We start from the raw sequence: 12,356 nt of genomic DNA, 5'->3' as shown, positions 1-12,356 counted from the left end.
TAGGAAATCTACATTAACTCTTTTCTGCTTTGAGAAATACACCACCTTTTTCTATATATAGTTTTTTTTGCATAAAACTCTTTTTCCTAAGAAATATTACAAAGGGATGTATTTTAGATGGAATATTAATTTCTTAGGAGGAAAACCATGACGAAAATCTTCATTTTAGCATCAACACTCTCTTTATCTTTTTTTAGCGGTTTAAATATTGGTAATGCTGCAACTGAAAACTTCCGCCCATTAACAAACGCTATTGTACAAAATAGTGATCATTTTGCAGAAGGAAACTCAAAGGATAATAATAAACCTCCAGGAAATAACGGTTCTCAGAACGATAGTGGTTCTGGTGACAACGGTTCTGGCGGCAATGGTTCTGGTGGCAGTGGCTCTGGCGACAACGGCTCTGGTGGCAGTGGCTCTGGCGACAATGGTTCCGGCGGTAACGGCTCTGGCGGCAATGGTTCCGGCGGTAACGGTTCTGGTGGCAGTGGCTCTGGTGGCAATGGTTCCGGCGGTAACGGCTCTGGTGGCAGTAGCTCTGGTGACAACGGTTCTGGTGGCAACGGCTCTGGTGGCAGTGGCTCTGGCGACAACGGTTCCGGCGGTAACGGCTCTGGTGGTAACGGTTCTGGCGGCAATGGTTCCGGCGGTAACGGTTCTGGTGGCAGTAGCTCTGGTGACAACGGTTCTGGTGGCAACGGCTCTGGTGGCAACGGCTCTGGTGGCAGTGGCTCTGGCGACAACGGTTCTGGTGGCAATGGTTCTGGCGGCAACGGCTCTGGTGGCAACGGCTCTGGTGGCAACGGCTCTGGTGGCAGTGGCTCTGGCGACAACGGTTCTGGTGGCAATGGTTCTGGCGGCAACGGCTCTGGTGGCAACGGCTCTGGTGGCAATGGCTCTAAAGGCGGTAATCGTGTTAAAGGCGATAGCAGTTCTCAAGGTGGTAATGGCTCTCAGGGCGGTAACCGTGTTAAAGGCGATAGCAGTGGAAACGGCTCTCAAGGTGGCAATGTAAAAGATAATGCGAAAAAACAAGGCGATAAGTTACCGAATACGGCAACACATTATCCTGCATCTATTTTAATGGGGCTTTCAACATTCCTAATTGGTATGTTACTATTTATTCGCCGTAAAAACGCAAAATAAAACACATCCTTCCATCTAAAAAATACATGAAATAAATTGTAAAAACTAAAAGGACTTTAGGTTGCATTTTATTATGCAGCCTAAAGTCCTTTTTATCACCTATCAGAAGGATTATTAATACGCTTTTCCCCAATACACCATTTGTTTAGCTTCTTTACCACAACAAATACATTCGTCAGCTAAATGCTCTTGCTCAAAAGGCATACAACGTGAAGATACTCCAACTTCTTCTTTTAGTTTCTCTTCACAAGCTAATTCTCCGCACCACATTGCCTTAATAAATCCTTGCTTTTCATCAGCTACTTGTTTCATCTCTTCAAAATTCGTCGCACTATACGTATTCTCATCGCGAAATACTTTTGCCTTATTAAATAAAGAGTCATGAATTTCCTCAAGTAGTGCTGGAATACGTTCTTCTAATTGATCCATTGATATAAATTCTTTTTCTTTCGTATCTCTTCTTACAAGTACAACTTGATTCTTTTCAATATCTTTAGGCCCAACTTCTAATCGAATTGGAATGCCCTTCATTTCATACTCATTAAATTTCCAGCCCGGTGTTTTATTACTAGCATCTATTTTCACGCGTGCAACTTTTTGAATATGTCCTTGTAACTCTGTTGCTTTCGCTAAAACTCCTTCTTTATGCTGAGCAATTGGTACGATAACAACTTGCACTGGAGCAACTTTTGGTGGCATTACAAGTCCATTATTATCGCTATGAACCATAATTAGCCCACCTATCATTCTTGTTGATACACCCCAAGATGTTTGGTGTACATATTGCCACTTACCGTTACGATCTAAAAATTTAATATCAAATGCTTCAGAGAAATTCGTTCCAAAGTTATGGGATGTTCCTGTTTGAAGTGCTTTCCCATCATGCATTAAGCTTTCAATTGTATAAGTTGCCTTTGCTCCAGCAAACTTCTCTTTTTCTGTTTTTTGTCCTTTAATAACTGGTATCGCTAAATAATCCTCACAGAAAGAAGCATATAAGTTTAAAATATTTAATGTTTCAGCCTGCGATTCTTCTGCCGTTTCATGGATTGTATGACCCTCTTGCCATAAAAATTCAGTCGTACGAAGGAATGGTCTAGTTGTCTTCTCCCAACGAACTACTGAACACCACTGATTATATAACTTTGGCAAATCATTATAGGATTGCACAATTTTTGAAAAGTGCTCACAGAATAAAGTTTCAGATGTAGGACGTACACAAAGTCTTTCCGCTAACTTTTCATCCCCGCCATGCGTAACCCATGCTACTTCAGGAGCAAATCCTTCAACATGATCCTTCTCTTTTTGCAATAAACTCTCTGGGATAAACATTGGCATATATACATTTTCATGGCCAGTTTCTTTTAACTTCTCATCCATCACCTTCTGCATATTCTCCCATAAGGCATAACCATACGGACGTAAAATCATGCACCCTTTTACACTTGAATAATCAACCAGTTCGGCTTTTTTTACAATATCGGTATACCACTGCGCAAAGTCCTCTTCCATCTTCGTAATGGCTTGCACTTGTTCTTTTGCCATAGTCAGTCTTCCTCCTTCTAGAAAATACAAAAAAGCCCGCGTCCCTAAATAGGGACCGAGCTTTGCCGGCGTTACCACCCTGATTCATACACAAAAATTGTATATGCTCTCTTCTTGATAACGGGAAATTCCCGCTGCATATGCAGAACTCAAAGGCAGGTTCCATATTGCCTTTTTAAGAATCTTTCAGCCTGGCGGATTCTCTCTCTGCTAAAAAGGTTGAACATGTACTAGTCCTTTTTCATCGTTATAATAAAATAAATTTGTTGATTATCATAATACAAATTCTTTTTTAAAACAATAGCTAATTTTCTTATTATTATATATTCTTTTCGTTTTTTGCAGTTTTATACGTAGCTTTTTCGAGAGATTTTTACAAGTTGATGTGCAATCATACCGATGAGTGTCCCTAGTAGAACGAAGAAACCAATAAATCCATATCCCATTCCTTCCCACCCACCAATAACCATCATTGTAACGGGAAAGGACGCTAAGCAAAGAAGTATTAAACTAAGTGCAAATATAATATCGAACTGTTTGTCTGGAAACCGTTTCTTTAGTAAATATGAAATAGCAAATACAAGGATAATCGTGATTCCGCCAATGATGTAAAAGATACCAAATCCATCTAACCAATCCATAGTGTTTCCTCCTTCCATAGATTCCCTTATACTTAATTATATGTTTATTTTTTCTGAAAATAAATAATGAATTTCCACCTAAAAATATATTTTTATTACTAGGTATTAATAGTAATATATAAGAATAGGTTTTATATAATCAGGAGGGAACTTTATGGATAAAGCATTAACAAACCACGTCATTATTTTATCATTCGACTGTTTATCAGCTTTAGATTTTCCTATACTACAAAAACTACCTCATTTCCAATCTCTAATAAAAAAGGGCACGGTTGTCGAAAAAGTAGAACCAATTTATCCTTCTGTAACATATCCAAGCCACTCAACAATCGTAACCGGTAATTACCCTAACAAGCACGGTGTTGTTAGCAATACGTTACTTCAACCAGGGCGTGAATCACCTGATTGGCATTGGTACCGAAAATCGATAAAAGGAACAACATTGTATGATGAAGCACGTAAAGCAAATTTAACGACAGCTGCCCTTCTATGGCCTGTTACTGGGAGAGCAAACATTGATTACAATTTACCAGAAATTTTCCCCAATAGACCGTGGCAAAATCAAGTGTTAGTTTCCTTATTTAGCGGTAGCCCACTATACCAATTAGATTTAAATCGTCGTTTCGGCCATATAAGAAATGGTTTATCACAACCAGAGCTGGATGATTTCGTCCTCGCCTCTGCTGTACACACCATTCAGACGAAAAAGCCTAATGTTATGTTCGTACATTTCACTGATTTAGACACGCAAAGACATTATCATGGCTTTGAATCTAACGAAACAATAGCTGCAATTCATAGACATGATGAGCGGCTAGGGAAAATTATTCAAACTTTAAAAGACAGTGATCTATACGAAGAAAGTACAATTATTGCCCTTGGTGATCATAGCGCTTTAAGTGAAAACAAATCCATCCAATTAAATGTGCTATTCCATCAAAGAGGACTTATATCTCTTAATAAAAAAGGCAAATTAGTAGACTGGAAAGCCTATTGCCAAAGTTGTGATGGCTCTGCCTATGTATATGTGAAAGACAAAAATGATACGGATACAATTCGAGAAGTACAACTACTCCTTGAAGAACTGCTGCAAAATAAACAGAATGGAATTGAATTTATACTTCATGATGAAGCTGCGAAAGACCGCGGTGCAGATGGTAATTGTTTATTTATGTTAGAAGCACAAGAGGGTTATTATTTCAATGAAAACTATACAGGAGATTTTATAAAAGAAATTACTGAAAAAGATGTTACGCCTAGTAAAAAATATACATTTGGTACGCATGGATACTCTCCAACAAAACCTAACTATGAAACAATTTTTATCGCTGCTGGGAAAGGAATAAAAAGCGGCGTTACCGTCCCGTACATGAGGCTTATTGATGAAGGTCCAACTATCGCTAGACTACTCGGTTTACACTTAGGTGAAACAGACGGAGCAATTGTAGAGGATTTACTCCAATTGTAAAGAACTGTGTATATATGTAAAAGTTATGTAAAATTCATCACTGTTTCTCTTTTTATAATTTTTATTTTTGTACACTGTTAGTAAAACAAATTTAAGGGGGAACATTATATGAAAAAAATGTCCAGACAAGAAAAAAGCTGGATATTATACGATTGGGCGAACTCGGTATATTCGCTCGTCATTACAACTGCATTATTTCCAATTTACTTTAAAGCAGCTGCAAAAGAAGCTGGACTATCCGGGGCAACTTCAACAGCATATTGGGGATATGCAAACTCGTTCGCTACACTTTTAATTTCTATACTTGCTCCTATTCTCGGCACAGTTGCTGATTATAAAGGATTTAAAAAACGATTTTTCACATTCTTCTTTGGACTCGGTATCGTATTTACAAGTATGTTAGCAGTCGTTCCAACATCTCAGTGGTACTTATTATTAGGATGCTATATGCTCGCCTTAGTCGGTTTTGCTGGAGCAAACATTTTTTATGATGCATTTTTAGTAGATGTCACTTCTGAAGATAGAATGGATCGAATTTCTACGCGAGGTTTCGCATTAGGCTATGTTGGGAGTACTATTCCTTTCATCGGTTGTATCGCTCTTATTATTCTTTCTCAAAAAGGAACTATCCCTTTATCTGTTGGTATTGCTAGTCAAATTTCATTTGCGATAACAGCTCTTTGGTGGGGGTTATTTACGATTCCAATGCTAAAAAACGTAGAGCAAAAGCACTATATTGAACGTCACCCTAGACCAATTACAATGAGCTTCAAACGCCTTGCTGCTACTTTTAAAAATATTAAAGAATATAAAACTGTATTCATGTTCCTAATCGCTTACTTTTTCTATATTGATGGGGTCGATACAATTATTACCATGTCCACGGCTTACGGAACAGATCTCGGTATCAGTGCAACGAATCTATTAATCATATTATTTGTAACACAAATTGTCGCTTGTCCATTTGCTTTATTATATGGAAAATTATCAGCAACATTTACAGGTAAAAAAATGCTATATGTCGGTATCATTATTTATATCATCATTTGCATATATGCTTATTTCTTAAAAACGACACTTGATTTTTGGATTTTAGCAATGTTAGTTGCTACATCTCAAGGTGGTATTCAAGCACTAAGTCGTTCATACTTTGCAAAACTAGTACCAAAAGAATCTGCTAATGAATTCTTCGGATTTTATAATATCTTTGGTAAGTTCGCCGCAATTATGGGCCCGGTATTAGTCGGTGTTACAACGCAATTAACAGGAAAAACAAACGCTGGTGTTCTTAGTATTATTGTTCTGTTTATTATCGGTGGATTCTTATTAACTAGAGTTCCAGAAAATAATACATCCGTTACACCACCTAGTCCAAAGACTAAAACACTATAAGAAAAGATCCTCTTCTCATGAGAAGAGGATCTTTTTTATTTTTAACGGTGCGCCTTATAATAAACGACTCTACTGCTTGTACAAAAATAATTTATCAACAGTTGTTCCTAATACTTCAGCTAAACGGAATGCTAACGCTAAGCTTGGATCATATTTATTATTCTCAATTGCATTTATCGTCTGTCTAGAAACCTTGCATTTATCAGCTAATGCGCCTTGTGAAATATTATTTTCAGTGCGTAATTCATAGATTTGATTTTTCACACCATTGCTCCTAACCTGTAAAATCATTTTTACAACATCAGTATATAATTGGCTCATATAGTTGTCAAAAGTTCCTCAAAGAAAAAGGGAGCAATTTTGCTCCCTTAAAATAGTTATTTCGAAGCTAACGAATTTGTTAGTTTCTCTTTATTAACGACATCTTCTTTCTTTATTTGCATGCGTAGAACTGGCCCTATCGCTAATAAAACAAGTGCCATTGCTATACAAAACACAATAACTAGTGAAGTTAGTTCCTTTAATCCTCCAGCTAGTGAAGTTCCAATTAGCATTGCCCCCATAAACAGTGGTAAAATCGTCCCGTTTACTCTTCCAACCATATTTTCTGGTACAAGTTGAATCATAAGCGTACCGACAACGATATTAACACAAGCTAAACAAATACCTGTTCCAAATCTCATGAAACTAGTAATCCAAAATGATGTAGATAGCCCTTCTACTAAAAATGACATCGCTAATATGCTCATACCGAATACGAACATCTTTTTCGGATTCACTTTTGAAGCGAAAACTGCAGCAACAATACCACCGATTAACATACCTATTCCGTCAGCTGCTGCTAAATATTGAACCGCTTCCTTTTCCATTCCAAGGCGTTCTATTACAAGAAACACCTCTAATGGATTTGTTAATCCAACAGCTAAACCCATAATAGTAAAAGTGATCGTAATCATACGTAAATTTTTCGTATGAAGAACATACTTCCAACCTTCTTTTATATCATTTTTTAATGAATCTCTCGCCACTTGCTCTTTTTCAACCCATTTTGGTAAAAATGAAAGGATGATAGCCGATAACAAAAATAGAATGATTAAACTATATAGTGACGTAAATAAGCCAAGTTGTGTATACACAATTGATCCTACAACTGGTCCAAAAATCATAAATAATGACTGTAATGTTTGGTTAAATGCAATCGCATTTGCTACCTCTTCTTCTTTTACATAGCGCTTAAATATACGCGAAGATGAGGGCTGAGAAAACTGACCTACAATCGCGGAAATGAGTGTTGCAAAAAATATAGCCTGCCAATAATCAAATTTTAACAATACGACAATTCCTATAATAGACAGTACACTTAACACATCTCCAGCAACCATTGTTCTTTTCGGATTCCAACGATCTGCTAATGCACCACCAATGAACGAGAAAATAAAGATAGGTGCATACTCCATGACAGATAATAGAGACACTGAAACTGGATCATTATTTGTCCGCTCCATTATGAAATATAAAAGAGCCATATTTCTAATCCAAATTGCAAATTGTTGTAAAATATCAGATGCCATAACGAGCATAAATGCTCGGTTTTTAAATAAAGCGTTCATTTTCATTCCCCTTTCACAAACCGACCGTTCGGTCTAATTTATTCTTTAAGAAAAGCAACTGACCTATTATTCAGCTGCCATTCCTTTTAACAATACATCTATTGCCTTTTTATAAATACGCTTCAACTCTTTATAATCTAGCTCGTAGTAAAGTACTCCAAGCCCTGATAATAATCCATTCACAATATACATAAGATCACGAGTATTATCTTCACGGAACTCTCCAGACTGTATACCTGCTTCAATTAATTTCTCAAACATAACATATGATTCTCTAGTTAAAGCTAACAGTTCATCCAGAATCTCTTTACTTACAACTTGGCTCATAGAGAATTCCTCTATTGCATTTGAAATTGGTTGCTGTATGTCCTCTACATGATATTCCGCGAGACCATATAGTTTTTCAGTACTAGTGCTATACAACTTCTCTTTTTCATTCCATTTTTCAAGCCAATCATACGTATGCTGTTTCACTACAAATAAAAATAAATCTTCTTTACTTTTAAAGTGATAATAAATACTTCCTTTACTTCGCTCTGTAATTTCACAAATCTCTTCCATAGATGTAGCTGCGTAGCCCTTCTGTGAAAATAGACTTTCTGCTTTATATGCAATTTCTTTCTTTATCTCTTCTGCGCTTCTTCTCATATTCACACCTCTTTAAACCGACCGTTCAGTCTAATAATAACAAATCAAAAACCTCTATCGCAAGAGGCTATATTCCTTATTTAAGAAAATGTACTTTCAAACCAAGTTCGAATCATATGTATTGTTCCAAATTTAAATGTTAATTTAACAAGAAATACGCCTCCCGCAGCTAATAAAAATAACACTACTTTCCCCTTATTTTTCACTCTCGGTTCCCTTTTCATTTCCATTCCCCTTAGTATGTTAAAAATATTAATCAAACGTTTGTTTAACTGTGTTTATGCATATGTAAGCCAACTAATCAAACGTTTGTTTAAAAAGAAATACGCCTATATAAGGCGCATTTTCATCAATCACCACCACCGCAGCTTCCCCCGCTATCTCCCCCAAAAGACCCTCCACAATCATGTGAACCGCCATCATGCGAGCTATCATTATCAGATCCAGCAAAGAAAAATAATGGTGATGAGCTGTTAGATGAATTATGAATGTTATTTTGTTTTGTAAGATTTACCTTCTTTTTGTTCGATCGAACTGCTGTTACGATTATTCCAACTACAACAAATAATAGTATGACAATAATAAATTCCATATAAAAGCCTCCCTTATTCCTCGAATAATTGAATGGTTCTCTCTAGATTTTTAAGTGAAATGAAGCGCGATTCCCGAAGGATCTCTTTTCCATTATAAAATAATAAAACTGTTGGTCCTGTAAATACTGCATATCGCCCCGCAATCTCTTGCATATCTTGTAGTAATATCTCTATTTTCTCTACGTAATCATAATTCTCTAATACGTAATTTACTTTCCTTAACATAACATCGCAAACACCACAATTTTCTGTTTTAATGAACAGAAGTACCAATTGTTGTTCTTCAATATATGTCGCTAATTCTTCTATCGTTTTAAATTTATGCATCTTATCCCTCTTAACGCAATTTATGAAATACTCTATCTTGATACATACGAAAAGCTGAACTATCTTTAATCCTTCTCTTTTCCATTACCTGCTGAAAACGAAGCGTTTTTGCTGTTAACTCTTCTCGTAATTTCTTTCTCTCTTCTTCATCATAACAGCAAGCAATTAGATCCTCTATTTTTAATATATCTTTTTGTAGTTCCATTTCTGATGGAATCATTCCCGCATTTTTTAAAATTTTATAACTCATTCTAAGTTCTGGAGGTACCATTGAAAGATCTTCTAATTGTAGTGGTTTTCCTTTTCCCGGAAGATAATCAAGATCACCATTCCGTATTGCTTGTCGAATTTTTTCTTCAGCAATGTTCAAAAACACATCCACACCATTCCCTCCTTTACATATTTTTACTATTATTTTACATGATATTTCCTTATCTTTCTACGTCTTTAATAATTGACTCCAGACAATTTTTTCTCAAATTTATTTATAATAAGCTTTTTCCTCCCATACCGATCTTTCGTTTTCATATATAGTTTGTATTCAAGCCTTTTTGTATTGAGAAAGTATATTTTAACTTAATAAAGCGTTTACACTAAATCTTACATTTGTTACGATTTAATCACCCCCAGCTCCCTTGTATAGACTTCGTGATGTCTGATCATTTTATCTAGACGTTTCATACGTCTAGATTCATTTTGATTTATTGGCGTATGCCTTTAAATATATTTTTTATTTTGAAAGGAGAAATGGCTATGAGGTCTCAAAAATTCACACTGCTATTACTATCTCTACTACTTTTCTTACCTCTTTTTCTCACAAATTTTATTACTCCAAATCTCGCATTAGCAGATTCACCAAAGCAAAGTCAAAAAATTGTTGGGTACTTTCCTTCGTGGGGCGTTTACGGACGTAATTATCAAGTTGCTGACATTGATGCATCAAAACTTACTCACCTTAACTATGCTTTCGCGGATATTTGTTGGAATGGAAAACATGGAAACCCTTCTACTCATCCTGATAATCCAAATAAACAAACGTGGAACTGTAAAGAATCTGGTGTACCATTGCAAAATAAAGAGGTTCCTAATGGTACTCTCGTACTCGGTGAACCATGGGCTGATGTTACCAAATCGTATCCTGGTTCAGGGACAACTTGGGAAGATTGCGATAAATATGCCCGTTGCGGAAATTTCGGAGAACTAAAACGATTAAAAGCTAAATATCCTCACTTAAAAACAATTATTTCCGTTGGTGGCTGGACTTGGTCTAACCGCTTTTCTGATATGGCCGCTGATGAAAAAACAAGAAAAGTATTTGCTGAATCTACAGTATCTTTTCTTCGTGCATATGGGTTTGATGGCGTGGATTTAGACTGGGAATATCCGGGCGTTGAAACGATTCCTGGTGGTAGTTATCGTCCTGAAGATAAACAAAATTTCACTCTCCTTCTTCAAGACGTCCGAAATGCTTTGAATAAAGCAGGTGCTGAAGATGGCAAACAATATTTACTAACAATCGCTTCAGGCGCAAGCCAACGCTACGCTGATCATACAGAGCTAAAGAAAATTTCTCAAATACTCGATTGGATTAATATTATGACATATGATTTCCACGGCGGATGGGAAGCTACTTCTAATCATAATGCAGCTCTATATAAGGATCCAAATGACCCAGCAGCAAATACGAATTTTTACGTAGATGGTGCTATAGATGTTTATACAAATGAAGGTGTTCCAGTGGATAAACTAGTATTAGGCGTACCTTTTTACGGACGTGGCTGGAAAAGTTGTGGTAAAGAAAATAACGGACAATATCAACCTTGCAAACCAGGTAGTGATGGGAAACTTGCTTCTAAAGGTACTTGGGATGATTATTCTACCGGTGACACAGGTGTATATGATTACGGTGATTTAGCAGCCAATTACGTTAATAAAAATGGTTTTGTACGCTACTGGAATGACACAGCTAAAGTACCTTATTTATATAATGCAACTACAGGCACATTTATTAGCTACGATGACAATGAATCTATGAAATATAAAACAGACTATATAAAGACGAAAGGTTTAAGTGGAGCAATGTTTTGGGAACTAAGCGGAGATTGCCGTACAAGTCCAAAATATAGTTGTAGTGGTCCAAAATTACTTGATACGCTAGTAAAAGAATTACTTGGTGGACCTATTAACCAAAAAGATACTGAGCCACCAACGAATGTTAAAAACATTATAGTTACGAATAAAACTTCAAGCTCAGTTCAATTAAGCTGGACTGCATCCACTGATAACGTAGGCGTTACTGAATACGAAATTACTGCCGGAGAAGAAAAATGGAGTGCAACAACAAATAGCATTACAATTAAAAACTTAAAACCTAATACGGAATACACATTTTCAGTAATTGCCAAAGATGCTTCTGGAAATAAATCACAACCTACCGCTCTTACTGTCAAAACGGATGAAGCTAATACAACACCTCCTGATGGAAATGGCACTGCTACATTTTCAGTCACTTCGAATTGGGGAAGCGGTTATAACTTCTCGATTATAATTAAAAATAACGGAACGATTCCTATTAAAAATTGGAAATTAGAATTTGATTATAGCGGCAATTTAACACAAGTTTGGGATTCTAAAATTAGTAGTAAAACAAATAATCATTATGTAATTACGAACGCAGGATGGAATGGCGAAATTCCTCCTGGTGGATCAATTACAATTGGTGGTGCAGGAACGGGTAATCCTGCCGAACTTTTAAATGCCGTCATTAGCGAAAACTAGACGTAATATCCATTAATTATTTCACTAAAGTTTGAATTTAGGTTTGAGCAATACCTCCTAAATTCAAACTTTTAATTTTATGAAAAATAAAAAGCATCACAATAACCTATTATAATTAATTTCTAATATGAAGTTGATATGAAGTTAATTTGAATTTTACATGAATTTCCTTTAATTTCTATTGTCTTCCTATAATATCCACATTATT

Annotated in this window: 13 protein-coding genes and 1 other annotated feature; of the genes, 4 read left to right on the top strand and 9 right to left on the bottom strand. The window is 36.2% G+C overall.

Features of this window, described 5'->3' with window-relative positions; translation table 11 throughout:
- Window positions 1-147 precede the first annotated feature (147 nt).
- Window positions 148-1,146 carry an LPXTG cell wall anchor domain-containing protein gene (locus ACYFX0_RS22325; RefSeq protein ID WP_247727728.1) on the top strand — a complete coding sequence of 333 codons (999 nt, stop codon included), beginning with the start codon at window positions 148-150 and terminating at the stop codon, window positions 1,144-1,146.
- A gap of 114 nt (window positions 1,147-1,260) precedes the next feature.
- On the opposite strand, the gene proS is transcribed toward ACYFX0_RS22325, so the two are convergent.
- Entirely contained in the window at window positions 1,261-2,691 is a 1,431-nt protein-coding gene (proS, locus tag ACYFX0_RS22320) for a proline--tRNA ligase (RefSeq protein ID WP_001040982.1), read from the bottom strand.
- 47 nt (window positions 2,692-2,738) lie between these two features.
- Window positions 2,739-2,945: a binding site (T-box leader), on the bottom strand.
- A 93-nt stretch (window positions 2,946-3,038) separates the two neighbouring features.
- The gene (locus ACYFX0_RS22315; RefSeq protein ID WP_000383852.1) at window positions 3,039-3,332 is read right to left on the bottom strand and encodes a YesK-like family protein; all 294 of its coding nucleotides are present in this window, start codon (window positions 3,330-3,332) and stop codon (window positions 3,039-3,041) included.
- A 154-nt stretch (window positions 3,333-3,486) separates the two neighbouring features.
- Here ACYFX0_RS22315 and ACYFX0_RS22310 point away from each other — a divergent pair, with 154 nt between their 5' ends.
- A complete protein-coding gene (locus ACYFX0_RS22310) occupies window positions 3,487-4,800 on the top strand; it encodes an alkaline phosphatase family protein (RefSeq protein WP_106082258.1) in 1,314 nt (437 codons plus the stop codon).
- Between the two features lie 108 nt (window positions 4,801-4,908).
- The gene (locus ACYFX0_RS22305) at window positions 4,909-6,192 is read left to right on the top strand and encodes an MFS transporter (protein ID WP_106082259.1); all 1,284 of its coding nucleotides are present in this window, start codon (window positions 4,909-4,911) and stop codon (window positions 6,190-6,192) included.
- A gap of 69 nt (window positions 6,193-6,261) precedes the next feature.
- On the opposite strand, the gene ACYFX0_RS22300 is transcribed toward ACYFX0_RS22305, so the two are convergent.
- The 7 genes from ACYFX0_RS22300 to ACYFX0_RS22270 all read right to left on the bottom strand — a co-directional run bounded on the left by ACYFX0_RS22300 (window position 6,262) and on the right by ACYFX0_RS22270 (window position 9,752).
- A complete protein-coding gene (locus ACYFX0_RS22300; RefSeq protein ID WP_095691464.1) occupies window positions 6,262-6,513 on the bottom strand; it encodes a helix-turn-helix transcriptional regulator in 252 nt (83 codons plus the stop codon).
- Between the two features lie 56 nt (window positions 6,514-6,569).
- Complete coding sequence (locus ACYFX0_RS22295) at window positions 6,570-7,802, bottom strand: MFS transporter (protein ID WP_098437949.1); 1,233 nt, start codon at window positions 7,800-7,802, stop codon at window positions 6,570-6,572.
- A 66-nt stretch (window positions 7,803-7,868) separates the two neighbouring features.
- Window positions 7,869-8,450 carry a TetR/AcrR family transcriptional regulator gene (locus ACYFX0_RS22290; RefSeq protein ID WP_001254432.1) on the bottom strand — a complete coding sequence of 194 codons (582 nt, stop codon included), beginning with the start codon at window positions 8,448-8,450 and terminating at the stop codon, window positions 7,869-7,871.
- 80 nt (window positions 8,451-8,530) lie between these two features.
- Entirely contained in the window at window positions 8,531-8,674 is a 144-nt protein-coding gene (locus ACYFX0_RS22285; protein WP_000817987.1) for a hypothetical protein, read from the bottom strand.
- A 125-nt stretch (window positions 8,675-8,799) separates the two neighbouring features.
- Window positions 8,800-9,042 (bottom strand): hypothetical protein, encoded by a 243-nt coding sequence (locus ACYFX0_RS22280; RefSeq protein WP_000394363.1) that lies wholly within the window; start codon window positions 9,040-9,042, stop codon window positions 8,800-8,802.
- Window positions 9,043-9,055: 13 nt separating this feature from the next.
- A complete protein-coding gene (locus ACYFX0_RS22275) occupies window positions 9,056-9,370 on the bottom strand; it encodes a thioredoxin family protein (RefSeq protein ID WP_016078590.1) in 315 nt (104 codons plus the stop codon).
- Between the two features lie 10 nt (window positions 9,371-9,380).
- The gene (locus tag ACYFX0_RS22270) at window positions 9,381-9,752 is read right to left on the bottom strand and encodes a DnaJ family domain-containing protein (RefSeq protein WP_000382382.1); all 372 of its coding nucleotides are present in this window, start codon (window positions 9,750-9,752) and stop codon (window positions 9,381-9,383) included.
- A gap of 371 nt (window positions 9,753-10,123) precedes the next feature.
- Here ACYFX0_RS22270 and ACYFX0_RS22265 point away from each other — a divergent pair, with 371 nt between their 5' ends.
- Complete coding sequence (locus tag ACYFX0_RS22265) at window positions 10,124-12,148, top strand: glycosyl hydrolase family 18 protein (protein WP_106082260.1); 2,025 nt, start codon at window positions 10,124-10,126, stop codon at window positions 12,146-12,148.
- The last annotated feature ends 208 nt before the right edge of the window (window positions 12,149-12,356 follow it).

The sequence above is a fragment of the Bacillus sp. NEAU-Y102 genome, from assembly GCF_054788175.1.
This window is presented reverse-complemented; position numbering and strand designations above follow the sequence as displayed.

Excerpts from the sequence above, each read along its gene's own strand:
- ACYFX0_RS22280 (WP_000394363.1), bottom strand. The coding sequence starts at position 9,042 with ATGGAATTTATTATTGTCATACTATTATTTGTTGTAGTTGGAATAATC.
- ACYFX0_RS22285 (WP_000817987.1), bottom strand. The coding sequence starts at position 8,674 with ATGAAAAGGGAACCGAGAGTGAAAAATAAGGGGAAAGTAGTGTTATTT.
- ACYFX0_RS22310 (WP_106082258.1), top strand. The coding sequence starts at position 3,487 with ATGGATAAAGCATTAACAAACCACGTCATTATTTTATCATTCGACTGT.
- ACYFX0_RS22295 (WP_098437949.1), bottom strand. The coding sequence starts at position 7,802 with ATGAACGCTTTATTTAAAAACCGAGCATTTATGCTCGTTATGGCATCT.
- ACYFX0_RS22315 (WP_000383852.1), bottom strand. The coding sequence starts at position 3,332 with ATGGATTGGTTAGATGGATTTGGTATCTTTTACATCATTGGCGGAATC.
- ACYFX0_RS22305 (WP_106082259.1), top strand. The coding sequence starts at position 4,909 with ATGAAAAAAATGTCCAGACAAGAAAAAAGCTGGATATTATACGATTGG.
- ACYFX0_RS22300 (WP_095691464.1), bottom strand. The coding sequence starts at position 6,513 with ATGAGCCAATTATATACTGATGTTGTAAAAATGATTTTACAGGTTAGG.
- ACYFX0_RS22275 (WP_016078590.1), bottom strand. The coding sequence starts at position 9,370 with ATGCATAAATTTAAAACGATAGAAGAATTAGCGACATATATTGAAGAA.
- proS (WP_001040982.1), bottom strand. The coding sequence starts at position 2,691 with ATGGCAAAAGAACAAGTGCAAGCCATTACGAAGATGGAAGAGGACTTT.
- ACYFX0_RS22325 (WP_247727728.1), top strand. The coding sequence starts at position 148 with ATGACGAAAATCTTCATTTTAGCATCAACACTCTCTTTATCTTTTTTT.
- ACYFX0_RS22265 (WP_106082260.1), top strand. The coding sequence starts at position 10,124 with ATGAGGTCTCAAAAATTCACACTGCTATTACTATCTCTACTACTTTTC.
- ACYFX0_RS22290 (WP_001254432.1), bottom strand. The coding sequence starts at position 8,450 with ATGAGAAGAAGCGCAGAAGAGATAAAGAAAGAAATTGCATATAAAGCA.